Origin of the sequence: Ciceribacter lividus (assembly GCF_003337715.1) — a bacterium.
GTDB lineage: Bacteria > Pseudomonadota > Alphaproteobacteria > Rhizobiales > Rhizobiaceae > Allorhizobium > Allorhizobium lividum.
The window spans coordinates 60,947-79,478 of the sequence record NZ_QPIX01000016.1 but is presented as its reverse complement, the minus strand read 5'-3'; the positions used below and the strand labels follow the sequence as shown (position 1 = coordinate 79,478).

The following is an 18,532-nucleotide window of genomic DNA, read 5'->3' as shown; positions in this document are numbered from 1 at the left end:
GTTTCTGAAAGGTCATGGGTGTTCATCGCGCCCGTCCGGTCGGCCGGCTGGCGGCCAGGATCACGGCAATGATGATGAGGCCGGTCAGGATCAGGCGAACGCCCGCCCCGAAGCCGTAGGTGTTGAGCATCGAGACGACCAGGAACATGAAGAGCGAGGCGCCCCAGATGCCCGGCACGTTCGAATTGCCGCCGGCCACCGCCGAGCCGCCGATGACGACGACGGCGATCGACATCAGGAGATATTCGGCGCCCATATTGAGTGCCGCACCGCCGGAGAAGCTCGCGAGCAGGTAGCCGCAGACGGATGCCAGTACGGCGCAGAGCACGTAGGTGGCGAAGCGGGTGCCATCGACCGGGATGCCGGCCATGCGGGCGGCGAAGGAGCTCTGGCCGATCGCGGAAATCCAGCGGCCGTAGACCGCCTTTTCGAGCGCCCACCAGACGGCGACCGACAGCAGGAGGGCGACCAGCGCGACATTCGGGATGCCGAAGGTGGTCGCGATCGAGAAGGATGCGAGCGTTTCGGGCGGCTTGATGCGCAGGCCGCGATTGTACCAGATTGCCGCCGACTGCACGATGAAGCTCATCGAAAGCGTTGCGATGATCGGGGGGATGCGCAGCAGCTTGATGAGCCCGTAGTTCAGGATGCCGATCGCAAGCCCGATCGCGACCGCGATCAGGAGACCGGGCAGGATCATCGCGTCCTGGCCGTCCATCAGCTTCAGCGCGACGGTGCCGGAGAGCGTGATCGTCGCGGGAACGGAGAGATCGACATTGCCGGGGCCGAGGGTGATGACCAGCATCTGGCCGAGCCCGACGATGACGGAGAAGGCCGCAAAGGTCAGCGTTGCCTGGGACAGGCCGACGAAGCTCGCGCCGCCGGTGAACAGCAGGGTGACGATCCAGGTGGCCATCGCCGCGGCGAAGGACCAGATCCAGGGTTTCGACAGGAGCATCGAGGCGCGGTTCATTGTGCCTTGCCCTTCTGTTGGCTGCGGTTGAAGAGAAGACGCAAGGCGAGCACGACGATCAGGATCGCGCCCTGGGCGCCGATCTGCCAATCGGGCGAAATGCGCAGGAACGACAGGAAAGAGCCGGCGAGTGTAAGGGTCAGCGCCCCGACGACCGCACCGACGGCTGAGACGCGCCCGCCGACGAATTCGCCGCCGCCGAGGATGACGCCGGCGATCGAAAGCAGCGTATAGCGCAGCGCGATGTTCGCATCGGCGGAGGTTGTGAGCCCGACCAGCGCCATGCCGGAGAGGACAGCGAAGACGCCGGCCAGCGCATAGGCTGCGGCCTTCATCCGGAGCACCGACCAGCCGGCACGGGCCACCGAGCGGCTGTTGCCGCCGATGCCACGGATCAGCACGCCGAAGGTGGTGCGTGCCACGATGAAATGGGCGACCGCCGCGATCACGATGCTGGCGACGATCGCCATCGGAACAAGCGGCGGCTTCGCTGTCATCACGGTCCGCAGCCAAACCGGCGCCTGGCCGCCGGGGGCCGGCAGGATGAGGACGGCAAGTCCGCTCCAGACGAAGCTCATGCCGAGCGTGACGACGATCGAGGGAAGATCGCGCAGCGTGATGACGAAGCCGAGAAGGGCGTAGACCGCGACGGCGCCGGCGAGCATCACGACGGCGAGGAGGGGCGTGTCCGGCATGTAGGCGGCAGTGACGCAGGCGGCGAAGCTGACGAAGGTGCCCATCGAAAGATCGAGGTCGTTGACCGCGATGATAATCATCTGGGCGATCGTCGCGAGCGCGATCGGCACCGCGAGATTGAAGAGGAGATTGAGGCCGGTATAGCTCATTGCCCGCGGTTGCAGGTAGAAGACCGCGGCAAGCAGCACGAGGAGGGAAACCGCCGGAATCAGCAGGCGGAGGGTGTTCGCGGAGGGCCCCTTCATGCGGCTTCTCCCGAGAAGGAGGCAGCCAGCACGTGGTCCTCGGTTATTGCGTCGCCCGTGAGTTCGGCGACGATGGCGCCGTCACGGAAGACGTAGACGCGGTCGCAAAGGCAGATTTCGTCCATCTCGGTGGAGTACCAGATAAATGTCCGGCCAGCGGCGGCTTCGCTGCGGAGAATGCTGTAGACTTCCTGTTTCGTTCCGATATCGACGCCACGCATCGGATCGTCCATCAGGACGGTTTCGGCATCGCCGGACAGCGCACGGGCAAAGAGTACCTTCTGCTGGTTGCCGCCGGAGAGTGACAGGATCGGGTTGGCGAGATCCGGGGTCTTGATGGAGATGCGTTCCTTCCAGTCGGCCCCGACGGCATCTTCGCGCCCGGCATCGACCGTGCCGAGCCGCGCCAGCGCCCTCAGGTGACCGATGGTGAGGTTGCGAAGGATGCTCCAGAGAGGGAACGTGCCGTTGAGCGAACGGTCACCGGCCACGAAGGCGACGGGGGTCTTTCGCGTGGGAAGCCAATTGCTGCAATTGCGGCCAAAGAGGTCGAGCAGCGTCTCCGTCTGGCCGTGGCCGGCGAGCCCGGCAAGTCCGATGATCTCGCCCTTGCGGGCGCGGAAGGCAATGGCGCTGCCGCCGCGTGCCGGCAGTTCGAGAACGACGGGGGCGGTGCTCGCGGCGCGGCCTTCGGTCTTGTTGCGTTCCTTGACGACGCTGCCCATCGCTTCCACGAGGCTGCGCACCGAGAAACCGTCGGCCGGGCGCGACGCCACGACCTTGCCGTCCTTCATCACCACGATGCGGTCGGCGGTGGAGAGGATTTCGCCGAGAATATGCGAAATGAAGAGGACCGATCCGCCCTCGGAGACGAAGCGGCGGACATAGGCGAGCAATTGCTCCGCCAGTCCGGCGTCGAGGGAGGAGGTCGGCTCGTCGAGGATCACCAGCTTCGGCTTTTCGGTGACCGTCAGGAAATTGATGGCGATCTCTACCATCTGGCGTTCGGCGATCGAGAGATCCCCCACCTGGGCGGAGGCGTCGATGCGGTTGCCGGGAAAGATTTCGTCGAGCTTCCTGCGAACCAGCCCGCCGGCCTTCGTGCGCCAGCCGAAGCCCTGAAGACCGGCATGCATCAATCGCGTGTTTTCCGCAACCGTCAGGTTGGGGCAGAGCGACAGTTCCTGGAAGACACAGCGCACGCCGGCGGCGCGTGCTGCGGAAATTCCGTTTGCGGCCTCTCCGGCGTAGGAAATCGAGCCGTGATGCGGCGACAAGACGCCGTTGATGACGTTGACGATGGTCGACTTGCCGGCGCCGTTATGGCCGACCAGGCCGATCGCTTCTCCGGCTCCGACCTCGAGATCGACGCCGTTCAGCGCTTTCACGGCGCCGAACTCGACCCTGACGCCTTGAACTGAAACAACCGTATTGGTTCCGGGCATGTCTGCGCGCACCGTCCTTGAAAAAGATAGAAGAGAGCCCGGCGCTCCATACGACATCGAGGGGCTGACGTCGGGAGCGCACGGGCTCAGGTCGTAATGTCAGCCTTACTTGGCGGCTGCGATCACGGCCTGTGCGTCCTCGAGCGAGTACTCGACGTTGGCAACGCCGCCCTTCTGGGTCGTTTCGAGGTTCTTCTCAAGGGTGTCCTGGTCGATGCGCAGGAACGGCACGACGAGGTCCTTCTTCACTTCCTTGCCGTCGAGGATCTGCTGTGCAACCCAGAAGGCGAGCGTGGAGACGCCGGGAGCGATGGAGACGGACATGGTCTCGTAGCCGTTCGCATCCTTCTGCTTCTTCCACCACTGCAGCTCGTCCTCGCGGTTGCCCATGACGATCACGGGCGTCGGACGCTTGGCGGCTTCGAAGGCCTGGGCGGCACCGTAGCCGTCACCACCCTGGGTCACGACGGCGGCGATTTCCGGCAGGCTCGGCAGGACGCCGGCGACGGCGCGCTGCGCAACGTCCTGAGCCCAGTCGCCATGGACGGAGCCGACGATCTTGAACTGCGGATACTGCTCGACGCCTGCATGGATACCGGCGGAGATTTCGTCGTCGACGAAGACGCCGGCGAGGCCACGGATTTCGAGCAGGTTGCCGCCCTGGGGGAGCTTCTTCGACAGGTACTCGACCTGGCTGCGACCCATTTCCTTGAAGTCGACGGCGATGCGCCATGCGCAGGGCTCGGTGACGATGCCGTCGAAGGAAACGACGGTGATGCCGGCATCGCAGGCTTCCTTGACGGCACCGTTGAGAGCGGTCGGGGACGCGGCATTGAGAACGATCGCGTCGTAACCCTGCAGGATCATGTTCTGGATCTGGGCGGCCTGTTCGGTCGCCTGGTTTTCAGCCGTCGTGAACGGATCGGCAGCGGCCACGACGCCGGCCTTCACCGCTTCCTTGGTGACCTTGTCCCAGCTCGTCAGCATCGCCTGGCGCCAGGAGTTGCCTGCATAGTTGTTCGACAAGGCGATCTTTTTCGACGACGTGTCTGCCTGCGCAGTCATCGGCACGGCAGCACAAAGGACGGCGACGGACGCCATCAGCATCGACCTGAAATTCATCTTTCTCTCTCCCTAAACGCCCTTTGGCGGCTATCCCCGAGACCGCTCCTCTACGGCTATCTCGTGGGCTTATCTCACGCCGAGGAACGGCCTCGGCAAAAATGAGGATGCAGGAAATGCCGAAAGCTGTATAGACGGTTAGAAGCAAAGCTGTTGCGGGAACCCGCAGATCGTTTGCGGGAAGCCGCAAGACATCGCCGCCGGCAATTGCGCTATGCTAAATGCCTTGGCGGCAGGCCGGCATCCGACGAGATGCCGGCGGGAGGAAATGATGCCGGACGAGCTATCGGCAGAACTTTTCGCGCAGTACATGCGCATTGCCCGGCTTCTGGCCGGTCAGCTCGACTTCCAGTCGGCGATAGATGCAGTCGCCAAGGAAATCAAGTCGATTATTCCACACGACCACATGGATGTCTGCATCATCACGCCCGGCAGCACGTTCCACACGGCCTACGAAAGCGGGCTTGCGACCGACTGGAGCAAGCGGCCTCCCGCCAGCATCCAGCAGAGCCCGCTCAGAAGCCTGCTCGTCGGCGAGGTAGACCGGCTGATTACCGCGGATGCCAGCACCGATCCCGTCTTTCATTTCGAGGGAGCGTTCTCGACGCCGATCCTCGAAAACAACCTGCGGAGCCGGCTGCACGCCGCACTGAAGGTGCACGGCGAGACCATCGGGGCGCTCTCGTTCTCGAGCCTCACGCCGGATTACTACACGGCCCGCCATCTCGAGCGGGCGTGCTCCATCGCCGACCTCATCGCCCCGTATTTCTACGCCTTGCGGGCGGTCGAGGAGGCGAAACGCTCGGCGATCGTGGAAGCGGAAACGCGGGTTCGCGAAGAAGCCTTGCGGCAGGGCGCGCGCCGGCTGACGGAAGCGCTCGACGCCGAACGGCAGCGCATCGGCATGGAACTGCACGACCAGACGCTCGCCGACATGACACGGCTGTCGCGCCGTCTCGAACGGTTGAGCCTGATGTCGAGCGTGTCCGGCGAGATGCTGGAGCCGCTGGCGCGCAGCCTGCAAGAATCCATGCACGATCTGCGCCAGATCATCGAACAGGCACGCCCCTCGGTGCTGCAGCTCTTCGGGCTCGTCGAGGCGATCGAGACCCAGATCGAGCGATCGGTTCGCGATAGCGGCATGACGTTCGACTGGCACCTCGTCGATGACACGGACGGCGCCTGCAACCGGTTGCCACAGACAGTGACGCTGGCGATCTTCCGCATCGCGCAGGAGGCGATCAACAACGCCATCCGGCACTCCGACGGTGACCGGCTGGACGTGCATCTCACCAAGGATGCACACCATCTCGTCCTCGAGATTCGCGACAATGGCGTCGGCATGAAGCAGAAATCGGGCGCCCGCGGCAGCGGCATCGAGAACATGCGCACGCGGGCGCGCCTGATCGCTGCGCAGTTCTCCTGCGGGAGTGACGCCAACGGCTCCTATGTGCGTGTGAGGCTCGCCGCGCCCGGCGAAGGGGAGACGACATGAAGGTACTGATTGTCGAGGATGACCCCCTGCACCGCAGCTATCTGAACGAGACGGTTCGCGCCGCGCTGCCCGAATGCGACCTCATCATGGAGGCCGAGGACGGCGTCGCCGCCGAGAAGCTCGCACGCGAACACCGGTTCGACCGGATCGTCATGGACCTGCAGATGAGCCCGAAAAATGGCATCGAGGCTGCGCGGACGATCTGGCACGAGCGACCGGACACCAGCATCCTTTTCTGGTCGAACTATGCCGACGAGGCGAACGTGCGGGGAATCGCCCGCATCGTGCCCGACGGAGCGGCCTACGGCTATATTCTGAAATCGGCGTCCGACGAGCGGCTGCGTCTCGCGCTGCGGGCGATTTTCGTCGAGAGCCAGTGCATGATCGATCGCGAGATCCGTGGCTTGCAGCAGCGCAGTCTCGGCACGGCCCGTGGCTTCACCGATTCCGAATATGAAATCCTCGTCGACATCGCACTCGGGCTCACCGACAGGGCGATCGCCTCAAGGCGCCATCTCTCGCTCAGGAGCGTGCAGAACCGCCTGCAGAGCCTGTACGAGAAGCTCGGCGTCTACCAGCCCGCCGTCGACACGCACGGCGAGGCCTGGTTCAACCTCCGGGCCCGGGCGGTGACGGTCGCCTTCCTGCGCAAGCTCCTCAACCACGCCGCGCTCGAAAGGGCGGAAGCTGAACTGTCGGGTTGGCTGAAGCGGGCCGGCAAGGCGCATCCCGAGAATTGAAGGCGGCTCCCGCATTCGCGGGCTCGCAAATGCATGTGCCGAAGCGGGAAGAAGTGCCGCCGTCTTAATCGGCCGTTAGTGATCTTTCGCCTAGTCTCCACCAGTTATCCGTGCAGCATTGCCGGTGCCGCATGTGACGATATTTGCCGGACGGAGACGCCGGAGGAGGATTGCAAGTGTTCATTGATCGAGTTCTGTCGCGTTTCAATATCCAGACGAAGGTACTGATCTTCATCCTGCCCTTCGTCATCAGCATTTCCGCCGTCGGCTTCACGGGGCTCTGGGCCTCGGGCCTGTTGCAGGGGCGCATTGAGATATCGAATAGCGTACTGCAGTCCTTGAGCGGTTTCCGCGACGTATCGGCCGCGATGAACGAATTCCTCGCGCACACGACCGAGGAGGCGCGAGGCGATGTCACCGGCCGGCTGGAACAGCAGAAGCGGAACCTCGAGACCACGCTCTCCCAGCTCTCGCCGGATGCCGACGGGCGTGCGGATCTTGAGGAAGCGGGTAGACTGATCGACAAGGTCTTCGTCCACATCGACGACTTGTGGCGCCTGCATGAAACAGAGTCGACGCTCGTGGGCACGCTGCAGCAGGGGACAAAAGACGTAGTTTTGTCTCAGGGTCGCGTCACCGCTGCCATGACGACCATGGAACGTGCCGTTCAGGCGGATGACGCTGCCGCGAAATCCATCTTGCGTGACGCCGAAAGCATCCGCAGTGCCGGCTCCTTCCTCTCTGAAACCAGTTCCGCCTTCACCAAGGCCAAGACACCCGACGAGAAGTTCGCTGTTATCGCCGAACGGCTCGGCCAGATCGTCGCCCATCAGCAGACTCTTGCCACCGTTCTGCCGGAAGCCAACAGGTCGGCTGTCAGGACGCTCGAAAAGATCGCCGGGGAGCTTAAGGCCGTGATCGACGCAAATGACCGGTCGGAAGCTGTAATCACCGACCTTGCCGGCAAGCTTCGCAGCTTCACGCAGCTCAACGCCTATCTCGGCCTCGCAGCGCAGCAGAAGATGAAGGAGGCCACGATCAAGTTTGGCGAGCTCGACGTGCCGCTTGCCAAGGCCCAGGCCGTGATCGCTGACGGACGCCAGGTGATGGCGGCGGGCTATGCCCTGCAGATCATGATGGCGCGCTTCCTGCTCGATCCGAGCGAGCAGAACCGGATGCTGCTGGAGCAGCAATTCAATACGATCAAGAAATTCCTTGGAGCTCTCGACAAGACAGCTGCGGACCAGCCGATCCTGATGCAGGTTAAGAAGGAGCTGACTCCGGCGGTCGAAACTATGGTCGGAGCCAGTGTCGAGCTGGTCAAGGTCAGCCAGGAGCGCAAGACTCGCTTCGATGAAGCTGCAGCCGATCTGGGGGTCATCTGGACGCACCTTACCTCGTTCGCCGAGGTGCAGAAGCAGAGTGCGGGCAATGACCGCCGCGAAGCCAATTCGATCTCGATCAGTGCGACTGTTCTCGGCATCGTCATCTCGGTCTTCGCGGGTATCGGCCTCGTCCTCACCTTCAAGGGGCCGATTGGCCAGATCACTGCGGCGATGCGCCGGCTTGCCGACGGCGTCCTCGACACCAAGATCACCGGAGAAGGCCGCGTCGACGAGATCGGCGAGATGGCGCGTGCACTCGGCGTCTTCAAGCAGAACGCACTTTCAAAGATGGAGATCGAACACCGCAGCGAGGCCGAACGGGCCGAGGCGGAGGAAGAGCGCCGCCGCAACGACCTCGAAAAGCAGCAGACCGACCGGCAGATCGAGTTCGCCGTCACGGCGCTCGCCGCAGGTCTCGGCCGTCTTGCACAGGGCGACATCTCCGAGACCATCGACACGCCGTTCCACGGTCGCCTGGAACAGCTTCGCAACGACTTCAACCAGTCGCTGCAGCGCCTGCAGGAGACGATGACGCAGGTGCGCTCGAACACCTACATGATCCAGCGCAACGCCGCGGAGATGAGCTCTGCGGCCGACAATCTCGCCAAGCGGACCGAACAGCAGGCGGCTTCGCTCGAAGAGACCGCCGCCGCCGTTGAGGAGATTACCGTCACCGTCAAGTCCTCCGCCGAGCAGGCCGAGGAAGCTAACGTGATCGTCGCCGATACCAAGAGCCGTGCCGACACCTCCTCCGTCGTCGTCGGCAACGCCATCGCGGCAATGGGTCGGATCGAGGACGCCTCGGGCCAGATCGTGCAGATCATCGACGTCATCGACGAGATCGCCTTCCAGACGAACCTTCTTGCGCTCAACGCGGGTATCGAAGCGGCGCGGGCCGGCGAGGCCGGCAAGGGCTTCGCCGTGGTCGCGCAGGAAGTGCGCGAGCTCGCCCAGCGTTCGGCGGGTGCCGCCCAGCAGATCAAGGATCTCATCCACAAGTCGAGCACCGAGGTTTCCTCCGGCGCCAAGCTTGTGCAGCAGACGGGTGCGGTGCTCGCTGAAATCTCGGCGAACATCATCACCGTCTCTGAACGGGTCGCGATGATCGCGATGGCGAGCCGCGACCAGTCGAACGCGCTGTCGGAGGTCAACTCTTCCGTCAACGCCATGGACCAGATGACCCAGCGCAATGCCGCCATGGTCGAGGAGACCAATGCTGCGACACGCCGGCTTGCCGACGAGGCGGACGCCCTCATGCATCTCGTCAGCCAGTTCCGGCTGCCGGAGGGCAACGCGCGCGCCAGCGAACGGGGAGCCTACGCGGCGTAACCGGTTGCGACCATCGCCTTTCGCCCGTTCGAGCCGCCGGTCACCCCGGCGGCTCTTTGCATTTCTGCGATCCAGCCCGCCGGGCGGACTGTCCGCGCGATCCGTGGTAGGCTTCGAGCGGAGTCGAGGCGACGAACCGCGGAGGGCAGGCGATGGCCGGCGACGAGCGGAAGCGCAAGCGGTGGTCCCAGGAAGTCACGGAGCACAGCAATGCGCTCGATCTGGAAGAGGACGTATTCCTGAAGGATGATCCGAAGGCGGTGGCGAGATCACTCAAGGCTTCCGCCGAGGCCTCCTCCCGACGCAAGAGCAGCCCTTTCCGGTCGGCGATGTCAATGCTGACGTTCTATCTAAACCGGGCGGGCAGGAACCTGCCCGAGGAACGGAAAGCGGTGCTGGAGGCTGCAAAGAACGAACTGCGGGAGCTTTACGGGCGTCCGCGCCGTTAGGCCGGCGCCACGCCCGGCAAGTGGAATGCAGACGCGGTCCAACCCCGCCGGGGTCGTTTGCCGGCGGGGCTGGACGTGAGCGTCAGAGCGGTTGGCGCCGGCGCTCCGTCGCCGCGATCCACGCTCGCGTCCGGGCCTCGGGGTCCGGATTGCGGGTAATGTCCGTGACGACGGCGGCGCTGTCGGCGCCGTGGGCGAAAACGCCTTCGAGCCGCTCGACGGTGAGGCCGCCGATCGCCACCAGTGGCAGCGTGCCGATCCTTTTCCGCCACGCCGAAAGCCTGTCGAGGCCCTGCGGCGCCCATTTCATCTGCTTCAGTACCGTCGGGTAAACGGGGCCGAGCGCCACATAGTCCGGCTGCGCCGCAAGGGCCGTTTCGAGCTCAGCCTCGTCATGGGTGCTGATGCCGAGCTTCATGCCGGCGGCGCGGATCGCCGCCACATCGGCGTCGGCGAGGTCTTCCTGTCCGAGGTGCACGAAATCGCAACCCTCGTCGATGGCGATCCGCCAGTAGTCGTTGACGATCAGCTGGCAGCCCGCCCCCGCGCAGACGGTGCGGGTACGGCGGATCTCGTCGCGGAGAGCCGCTTCCGGCATGTCCTTGATGCGCAGCTGCACGAGCTTGACGCCGAGGGGTACGAGGCGCTCGATCCATGCGGTGCTGTCGACGATCAGGTAGAACGGATCGAGCCTCATGCGAAAACTCCCTTGCCGATGACGGGCGTCGAAGGAACGGCCATGTCGCGCGGCGCCAGAAGCCCGGCGCGATGGGCCTTTCGGCCGGCGATGATGGCTTCCGCGAAGGCTTCGGCCATCGCCGGGGGATCGCCGGCGCCGGCAACGGCCGTGTTGAGGAGGACGGCGTCGAAGCCGAGTTCCATGACTGCTGCTGCGTGGGAGGGGCGACCGATCCCGGCATCGACGATCAGCGGGATGTCCGGGAATTCCGCCCGCATCGCACGGAGTCCCGAGACGTTCTGCGGACCGGCGGCGGTGCCGATCGGTGCGCACCACGGCATCAGGACCTTGCAGCCGGCGGCAAGCAGTCTTTCGCCCGCCACCAGGTCGTCGGTCGTATAGGGGAAGACCTCGAAGCCGTCGGCGGTGAGGATGCGTGCCGCCTCGACCAGCTGGAAGAGGTCCGGCTGCAGGGTGTCGTGGTGGCCGATGAGTTCGAGCTTGATCCAGCTGGTGCCGAAGAGATCGCGCGCCATCTTCGCCGTCAGCACGGCTTCCGAGACGCTGTGGCAGCCGGCGGTGTTGGGCAGTACCCGGACGCCGAGGCCGCGAATGAGTTCGAAGAAGGCACCGCCCGTCTTGCCGCCGGCGGCCTCCCGCCTGAGCGAAACCGTGACGATCTCCGTGGCGGAGCGGCGTGCGGCTTCCGCGAGGACGGCGGGAGAAGGATAGCGCGCGGTGCCGAGGAGGAGGCGGGAGGAGATCTGCGTTCCGTAGAGTTCCAGCATCTTAGCCTCCCTGCATCGGCGAGAGGACCTCGATCCGGTCGCCGTCGGAGAGCCGGCAGGCGGGACGATCCTCACGGTGGACGAGCTCGCCGTTGACGGCGGTCGCCAGCCATTCGCCCTCGTATTCGAGGACAGTGAGGAGGTCGGCGAGCGTCGCGGCGGCGTTTTCGACGGTTTCTCCATTCACGATATAGGTCATTGCAGAGCTCCCTGTGCGTAGAGCTGTTCATGTCCGCCGGCACAAATCCGGTCCGCCAGTTGCTGCGCCATCGCGGGGGCGAGCAGGAAACCGTGGCGGTGCATGCCGGCGATCGAGAAGCCGTCCTCTTGCTCGAGGACTTGCGGCAGGTTGTCGGCGAAGGCCGGGCGGACGCCGACGCCGGTCTCGACGAGCCGGGCCTCGCCGAAGGCGGGGTGTACGGCGTAGGCGGCATTCAGGAATTCCATTACCGAGCGCGCCGTGATCGGACCGTCGTCGTCCGTCTCAATCATCGTCGCCCCGACCATGAAACGATGGTCCTCGCGCGGGACGATGTAGAGCGGGTGGCGGGGATGAAGCAGGCGGATAGGTCGCGAGAAGGAGATCTCGGCGGTTTCGAGGAAGAGCATCTCGCCGCGCACGCCGCGAAGGCCGGGCGTGGTGTCGATTGCGGCTGCGCCGGTGCATTCAACGACCGCCGAGAAGGCCGTGTCCGCTGGCGGTTCGGTGCTGCCGAGGTGGAAGCGCACGCCCTTTTCGACCAGTGTCTTATAGAGCCCGGCCATCGCCTTGCGCGGGTCGAGATGGGCTTCTTCGGGGAAGAACAGCGCGCGATCGAAGCGGCCGGCGAGATCCGGTTCGAGCTCACCGATCGTGTTTCCGCCGACCCATTCGTATCCCCGCGTGCGGGAGGCGAAGCGGTCGAGCTCGACGCTGTCGCGGCCGGCGGCGATGACCAGCGTGCCCTTGCGGGAGACTTCGCCGGGGACGGCCTCCGCCCACCAGTCGGCGGAGGAAAGGCCGAGGGTCAGGACCGCTTCCTCGGCCGCCTCGCGTTCGCAGTAGGGGGCGAGCATGCCGCCGGCATAGTTGGAGGCACCCGTGCCGACCGTCTCGGCCGCATCCATCACCTCCACGGCGATGCGACGGCGGGTAAGCTCGAGGGCGGCGGTGAGGCCGGCAACGCCGGCCCCCTTGATCAGAACCGTCATCTCACTCTCCCGGCTGTGTTTCGGCCGCATCGGCGACCGGCATGTAGAGATCGCCACCCTGGCGGTATTTCGCCGCCATGGCTTCCAGCCCCTCCTTCTGCGCCTCTGCCCTCAGATCGTGGGAGATGCGCATGGAGCAGAATTTCGGGCCGCACATCGAACAGAAATGGGCGACCTTGTGGGCTTCCTTCGGCAGGGTCTCGTCGTGCATCGAGCGCGCGGTATCGGGATCGAGGGAGAGGTTGAACTGGTCCTCCCAGCGGAACTCGAAGCGGGCGCGGGAAAGCGCATCGTCGCGAACCTGGGCGGCGGGGTGGCCCTTGGCGAGGTCGGCGGCGTGGGCGGCGATCTTGTAGGTGATGACGCCCACCTTCACGTCGTTGCGGTCCGGGAGCCCCAGGTGCTCCTTTGGCGTGACGTAGCAGAGCATGGCGGTGCCGAACCAGCCGATCATCGCCGCACCGATGCCCGAGGTGATGTGGTCGTAGCCCGGCGCGATGTCGGTGGTCAGCGGGCCGAGGGTGTAGAATGGCGCCTCGCCGCAGGTTTTCAGCTGCTTGTCCATGTTCTCCTTGATCTTGTGCATGGGAACGTGGCCGGGGCCTTCGATCATTACCTGGCAATCCTTCGCCCAGGCGATCTCAGTGAGCTCGCCCAGTGTCTCCAGTTCGGCGAACTGCGCTGCGTCGTTGGCGTCGGCGATCGAGCCGGGCCGCAGGCCGTCGCCCAGCGAGAAGGAGACGTCATAGGCGCGGCAGATGTCGCAGATTTCCTCGAAATGCTCATAGAGGAAGCTCTCCCTATGGTGGTGCAGGCACCACTTCGCCATGATCGATCCGCCGCGCGAGACGATGCCGGTGACGCGGTTGACGGTGAGCGGGATGTAGTGGAGCCGGACACCGGCGTGGATGGTGAAGTAGTCGACGCCCTGTTCCGCCTGCTCGATCAGCGTGTCGCGGTAGAGCTCCCAGGTCAGGTCCTCGGCGATGCCGCCGACCTTTTCGAGCGCCTGGTAGAGCGGAACCGTGCCGATCGGAACCGGCGAATTGCGGATGATCCATTCGCGGATATTGTGGATGTTGCGGCCGGTCGAGAGGTCCATGACGGTATCGGCACCCCAGCGGATCGCCCAAACCATCTTCTCGACCTCCTCCTCCATCGAGGAGGTGACGGCGGAGTTGCCGATATTGGCGTTGATCTTCACGAGGAAGTTCCGGCCGATGATCATCGGCTCGCTTTCCGGGTGGTTGATGTTGGCGGGGATGATCGCCCGGCCGGCGGCGATTTCCTGGCGGACGAATTCCGGCGTCACGTGGCCGGGAATGTGGGCGCCGAAGCTCTCACCATCACGGGTCATAGCCTCTTTCGCCGCCTTGCGACCGAGGTTCTCGCGGATGGCGACGAATTCCATCTCCGGCGTGATAATGCCGGCGCGCGCATAGGCGAGCTGCGTCACCGCCTTGCCGTTGTTCGCTCTCCGCGGCGTGTTGCGGACCGGAAATTCCGGCACCAGCCGCTCGCCGGAGGCAAAGCCGTTATCTTCCGGCAACACGTGTCTGCCCGCATAGATGTCGGCGTCACCGCGAGCGGCGATCCAGCGCTCGCGCAGCCGTGGCAGGCCGGACTTGATGTCGATGCCGGCGGAAGGATCGGTGTAGGGACCGGAGGAATCGTAGAGGACGACGGGCGGCTCGCCCGAGGTCGGATGCAGGGCGACCTCACGCATCGGCACGCGGATGTCGCCGTGGCGCTCTCCCTCGATGTGGATCTTGCGGGATGCGGGCAGGGGGCCGGTCGTCACCTGCGGTATCGGTCTGGTTGCGGCAATATTCATGGTTGAGGCTCCAAGGTTTGACGTTTGGAGACCCAGTTCCAGTGTTGGAATGATGGAAAAACGCTCGGCACAGATCCCGGACCGGGATTCCCGCAACGCCAGCGCTCGCACCGTCCCTACGCCAGTATGAACTGGATCAGGTTCAACGGGTCACTGCGCTGCTTGCCCTTGTCCGGGATCGCCCAGCAGTATCTCAGCCCCTTGGCGGGACCCCCCTGGTGAATGGGCGAATGCTAAGGCTGCTTGCCGGGCATTGTCAATCGGCAAGCTCCGACCAAGCTTGAATGCTCTGCGATTACCTTAAACTCCAACGGGATAGCCGAATTCGAGAATGCTGCTACAATCCCGCGGGCGATCGACCTTGCCGAAGCGGCGATCGACATGTCGCCTTCACGGGGGAAGTGGAGGGAAGGGTGCACAACCAGACGGAATTCAAGGAAGCATTCGATGCCCTGCGCGAGCTCGCTCTCGATGTCAGGTGGTCGTGGAGCCACGCGACCGACACGATCTGGCGGGCGCTCGACGCCGAGATGTGGGCACTTACCCGCAATCCATGGACGATCCTGCGCACGGTCTCGCGCGACCGGATCCGCGCACTCCTGGCCGATCCGGAGTTCTCGGCCAATCTCGACACTCAGCTTGCGGAATCGCGCCGGCTGCGGCTGGCGCCGGGGTGGTTTCAGGAGGCCCATCCGGACAGTGGCCTGCGTACCGTCGCCTATTTCAGCGCCGAGTTCATGCTCGACGAGGCGCTGCCGCTCTATTCCGGTGGGCTTGGAAACGTTGCCGGGGACCAGTTGAAGGCGGCGAGCGATCTCGGCGTGCCGGTGGTCGGGGTGGGACTTCTCTACGCCCGAGGATACTTCCGCCAGTCGATCACGCCGGACGGCCGGCAGGAGGCGCTCTATCCGGTCAACGAGCCGGACCAGCTGCCGCTCAGGCCGCTGCGCGAGCCGAGCGGCGAGTGGCTGCGGCTGGAGCTGGAACTGCCCGGCTACAGGCTCTGGGTGCGAACCTGGGAGGTGCAGGTCGGGCGAACCAAACTCTTCCTGCTAGACCTCAATGATCCAGCCAACCCGCCGGCCTACCGATGCATTACCAGCGAGCTCTACGGCGACGGACCGGAAACGCGTCTAAAGCAGGAAATGGTCCTCGGCATCGGCGGGTGGCGGCTCTTGAGGGCGATCGGTCTCAACCCCGAGATTTGTCATCTCAACGAGGGGCACGTCGCCTTTGCGACTCTGGAGAGGGCTCGCTTCTTCATGCAGGACCATGGTGTTCCCTTCGCCGAGGCGCTGCTTGCCACGCGCGCCGGCAACCTCTTCACCACCCATACGGCCGTCACCGAAGGTGTCGACCGATTTCCTCCCGATATGATTGCCCGGTTCTTCCGTCGCTATGCCGAAAAGGAACTCGGAATTTCGACGGAGGAGTTTCTCGCGCTTGGCCGAAGCGATCCCCGGGATGTCTCCGAACCGTTCAACATGGCCTACCTTGCAGTCCGCGCGAGCGGTGCCGTGACCGGGGTCAGTGCCCCCCACGAACAGGTGAGCAAGTCGGTCTTCAGGCCCCTGTTTCCCCGTTGGCCGCTGACCGAAGTTCCGGTCGGCCATGTGACGAACGGTGTCCATGTCCCGACCTGGGACTCGGCGGCGGCCGATACGTTCTGGACCGAAGTCGTCGGCAAGGATCGCTGGCGGGGTGATCTCACCGGCCACGAGGCGGTCATACGAGATGTTCCGCCGGCACGAATCTGGCAGATGAGGACGGACGGCCGCAGGCAGCTCGTCGAACAGGTCCGCAACCGCTGTGCCCGGCAGCTTGCCGAGGACGGTGCGCCGGAGAGCGAGATCGATGCAGTGCGCGCGATCTTCGACTCGGACGCACTCACCCTCGGCTTCGCGCGGCGGTTTGCGACCTACAAGCGCCCGGACCTGCTGCTCTTTGATCCCGAACGCCTTGTCCGCCTTCTCACCGACAGGCAGCGCCCTGTCCAGCTCATCGTCGCCGGCAAGGCGCATCCACGGGACATCGCCAGCCAGGCACTGATCAAGCTGTGGACCGATTTCACCAAACGGGAGGATGTCCGTTCCAGGGTCGTCTTCCTTCGTGACTACAACATGCAGCTCGCCCAGCAACTGGTCCAGGGGGTGGATGTCTGGATCAACACGCCCCGTCGTCCCTGGGAAGCGAGCGGTACGAGCGGAATGAAGGTTCTCGTCAACGGCGGCCTCAATCTTTCGGAGATCGACGGCTGGTGGGCCGAGGCCTTCGCCCCCGATGTCGGCTGGGCGATCGGCGACGGTCACGAACATGACGACATCATCGACCTCGACCGGCGGGAGGCGGCGGAACTCTACGATCACCTCGAACGCGACATCGTTCCGGAATTCTACGGGCGCGATGCCTCCGGCGTTCCGCTGCGCTGGGTCGAGCGTATCCGCGAAAGCATGGCGAGGCTCACGCCACGCTTTTCGGCCAACCGGGCCGTGCGGGAATATACCGAGGACTTCTACCTGCCCGGCGTGCGGGCCCATGCGGCACGAACGGCGAAAGGCGGCGAGGTTGCGCACGCGCTTTGCCAATGGAAGGCGCAAATCAGCCGATCCTGGCCGCACGTCCATTTCGGCGAGGTCCGCTCGACGACAGCCGATGGCGAGCATGTCTTCTCCGTCGAGATCTATCTCGGCGACCTTCTAGTCGAGTCCGTCCGGGTCGAACTCTATGCTGACGCCGTAGGAACATCGCCCACCTTCAAGGCGGTGATGGAGCGCGCGCCGCCGAGCGCGACCTCAGGCGGATGGAACCTATATTCGGTCCGTGCCCCCGCGGACCGGCCGGTTTCCGACTTTACGGCGCGGATCATCCCCTTCCATCCGGACCTCGCCGTACCTCTCGAGGCCAGCGAGATCCTCTGGCAGCGCTGAGGCGCGCCCGGTCATCGAAGGAGCGCAAGCGAGCCCCGGCCGGTTGTTTCGACGCGGTGCCCGAAACGTGCGCATTCCCGATCGAGTCGCGCTGCCAGCCACTCGACGTCTGTGGCCGGCGGACGTTCGAGCCGAAATTTCCGCAGGCGATAGGGCAGGGCTTCCAGTGCGCGCAGCCCGTGCGCCGTGTCGTAGTCCAGCACATAGCCGAGCATGAGGTCCGGGCGGTATTCCTCGTTACCGCCGATGCCTTCGTAGTCGTTGATGAAATCGCCGCAGCCATAGAGGATCGGTCGTCCACGGTGGACTTCGATAGCGATCGGATGGTGCGACGAGTGTCCATGGAGGATGTCGACTTCGGCCTCCTCGATGACCTGGTGGGCGAAGGAGCGATGCGCTTCCGCTATGCCGTAGCCCCAGTTGGGACCCCAGTGGAGCGAGAGCAGAACGGTGTCGCCCGGCTTTCGCCAGGCGGCGATGTCCCGGGCGACCTGTCCGGCGCTTTCCCGGTCGGGGCTGTTCAGCAGATTGATGCCGGGGCGGTGCCTTCCTGCCGCCCAAGCAAGAGGTGTGCCGCTCGACGGCAGGGCATAGGCGAAGACGAGCAGTCTGCCGTCGCGGCCACGATCGAAGATGGCCGGCCGTCTGGCGGCGTCGTCATCGACGCCGGCGCCTGCGATCGCAACCTTTGCCTTCTGCAGGCTGTCCAGCGTGTCCGTCACTCCCACCGTTCCCCAGTCGCCGATGTGGTTGTTGGCGAGCACGCAGCAGTCGATGCGGGTCGCGGCGAGACAGGCGACGTTGGCGGGATGCATGCGGTAATTGATGCCCTTCGGTTCCGGGCTGCCGCGGTCAGTGATGCTGGTCTCGAGATTGACGATGCGGAGGTCGGGCTTTCGCACGTCGATATCTGCAAGCGCGTCGCCCCAGACATAGTCGGGCGGGACGGATCGCGGGATCGTTCCCGATCGCTGCTCGGCGAGCCCGACATAGCCGAGCGCCGAGCGCATATAGGGCTCGTGGATCTCGGGGTCGCAATGGCGCGACATGATCTGGTCGATCCCGCGCCCGGTCATCAGGTCACCGCAGAGGAAAAGCCTCATGATCTGGTTCCCGTGTGGACTGCCGCCCTGCAAAGCGGTAATTTTAGAATTCACGCAGATATTGACGGGGGTCGACTTGACCTTGATCAATACATTGATGCGCAAACGGCGCTTCCATTCTAGTCAACGTG

Annotated in this window: 15 protein-coding genes and 1 riboswitch; of the genes, 5 read left to right on the top strand and 10 right to left on the bottom strand. The window is 64.6% G+C overall.

Annotated elements, in window-relative coordinates; translation table 11 throughout:
* Window positions 1-22: 22 nt before the first annotated feature.
* From DFR48_RS21030 to DFR48_RS21015, 4 genes are all read right to left on the bottom strand, one after another.
* Entirely contained in the window at window positions 23-973 is a 951-nt protein-coding gene (locus DFR48_RS21030) for an ABC transporter permease (RefSeq protein ID WP_114365175.1), read from the bottom strand.
* On the bottom strand, window positions 970-1,914 hold the full coding sequence (locus tag DFR48_RS21025; RefSeq protein WP_114365174.1) for an ABC transporter permease: 945 nt from the start codon (window positions 1,912-1,914) through the stop codon (window positions 970-972). The genes DFR48_RS21030 and DFR48_RS21025 overlap by 4 nt, the downstream gene beginning before the upstream one ends.
* Window positions 1,911-3,359 carry a sugar ABC transporter ATP-binding protein gene (locus DFR48_RS21020; RefSeq protein WP_114365173.1) on the bottom strand — a complete coding sequence of 483 codons (1,449 nt, stop codon included), beginning with the start codon at window positions 3,357-3,359 and terminating at the stop codon, window positions 1,911-1,913. The genes DFR48_RS21025 and DFR48_RS21020 overlap by 4 nt, the downstream gene beginning before the upstream one ends.
* Window positions 3,360-3,464: 105 nt before the next feature.
* Window positions 3,465-4,481, bottom strand: a complete 1,017-nt coding sequence (locus DFR48_RS21015; protein WP_114365172.1) for an ABC transporter substrate-binding protein — start codon at window positions 4,479-4,481, stop codon at window positions 3,465-3,467.
* A gap of 271 nt (window positions 4,482-4,752) precedes the next feature.
* On the opposite strand from DFR48_RS21015, the gene DFR48_RS21010 reads away from it, so the two are divergent.
* The 4 genes from DFR48_RS21010 to DFR48_RS20995 all read left to right on the top strand — a co-directional run bounded on the left by DFR48_RS21010 (window position 4,753) and on the right by DFR48_RS20995 (window position 9,879).
* Entirely contained in the window at window positions 4,753-5,976 is a 1,224-nt protein-coding gene (locus DFR48_RS21010) for a GAF domain-containing sensor histidine kinase (protein ID WP_114365171.1), read from the top strand.
* The gene (locus DFR48_RS21005; protein WP_112691193.1) at window positions 5,973-6,716 is read left to right on the top strand and encodes a response regulator transcription factor; all 744 of its coding nucleotides are present in this window, start codon (window positions 5,973-5,975) and stop codon (window positions 6,714-6,716) included. The genes DFR48_RS21010 and DFR48_RS21005 overlap by 4 nt, the downstream gene beginning before the upstream one ends.
* A 176-nt stretch (window positions 6,717-6,892) precedes the next feature.
* Window positions 6,893-9,430, top strand: a complete 2,538-nt coding sequence (locus tag DFR48_RS21000; protein WP_114365170.1) for a methyl-accepting chemotaxis protein — start codon at window positions 6,893-6,895, stop codon at window positions 9,428-9,430.
* 152 nt (window positions 9,431-9,582) lie between these two features.
* Window positions 9,583-9,879, top strand: a complete 297-nt coding sequence (locus DFR48_RS20995; protein WP_114365169.1) for a DUF3175 domain-containing protein — start codon at window positions 9,583-9,585, stop codon at window positions 9,877-9,879.
* Between the two features lie 82 nt (window positions 9,880-9,961).
* Here the strand turns inward: DFR48_RS20995 and DFR48_RS20990 are convergent, their stop codons facing one another.
* Genes DFR48_RS20990 through thiC form a run of 5 tightly spaced genes read right to left on the bottom strand, consistent with a single transcriptional unit; the run spans window position 9,962 to window position 14,371 of the window.
* Entirely contained in the window at window positions 9,962-10,576 is a 615-nt protein-coding gene (locus DFR48_RS20990; protein WP_114365168.1) for a thiamine phosphate synthase, read from the bottom strand.
* Window positions 10,573-11,346: a thiazole synthase gene (locus tag DFR48_RS20985; RefSeq protein ID WP_114365167.1), complete on the bottom strand. Its 774-nt coding sequence runs from the start codon at window positions 11,344-11,346 to the stop codon at window positions 10,573-10,575. Before DFR48_RS20985 ends, DFR48_RS20990 begins: the two co-directional genes overlap by 4 nt.
* Window position 11,347: 1 nt before the next feature.
* Complete coding sequence (gene thiS, locus DFR48_RS20980; RefSeq protein ID WP_114365166.1) at window positions 11,348-11,545, bottom strand: sulfur carrier protein ThiS; 198 nt, start codon at window positions 11,543-11,545, stop codon at window positions 11,348-11,350.
* Window positions 11,542-12,537, bottom strand: coding sequence for a glycine oxidase ThiO (thiO, locus tag DFR48_RS20975; protein WP_114365165.1), 996 nt, complete (start codon window positions 12,535-12,537; stop codon window positions 11,542-11,544). The genes thiS and thiO overlap by 4 nt, the downstream gene beginning before the upstream one ends.
* A 1-nt stretch (window position 12,538) precedes the next feature.
* Entirely contained in the window at window positions 12,539-14,371 is a 1,833-nt protein-coding gene (thiC, locus tag DFR48_RS20970; RefSeq protein WP_114365164.1) for a phosphomethylpyrimidine synthase ThiC, read from the bottom strand.
* Window positions 14,372-14,466: 95 nt separating this feature from the next.
* A riboswitch (TPP riboswitch) is annotated at window positions 14,467-14,598 on the bottom strand.
* 186 nt (window positions 14,599-14,784) lie between these two features.
* On the opposite strand from thiC, the gene glgP reads away from it, so the two are divergent.
* Window positions 14,785-17,298, top strand: a complete 2,514-nt coding sequence (gene glgP, locus DFR48_RS20965; protein ID WP_210206027.1) for an alpha-glucan family phosphorylase — start codon at window positions 14,785-14,787, stop codon at window positions 17,296-17,298.
* 11 nt (window positions 17,299-17,309) lie between these two features.
* On the opposite strand, the gene DFR48_RS20960 is transcribed toward glgP, so the two are convergent.
* Window positions 17,310-18,401 carry a CapA family protein gene (locus DFR48_RS20960; protein ID WP_114365188.1) on the bottom strand — a complete coding sequence of 364 codons (1,092 nt, stop codon included), beginning with the start codon at window positions 18,399-18,401 and terminating at the stop codon, window positions 17,310-17,312.
* Between the last annotated feature and the right edge of the window lie 131 nt (window positions 18,402-18,532).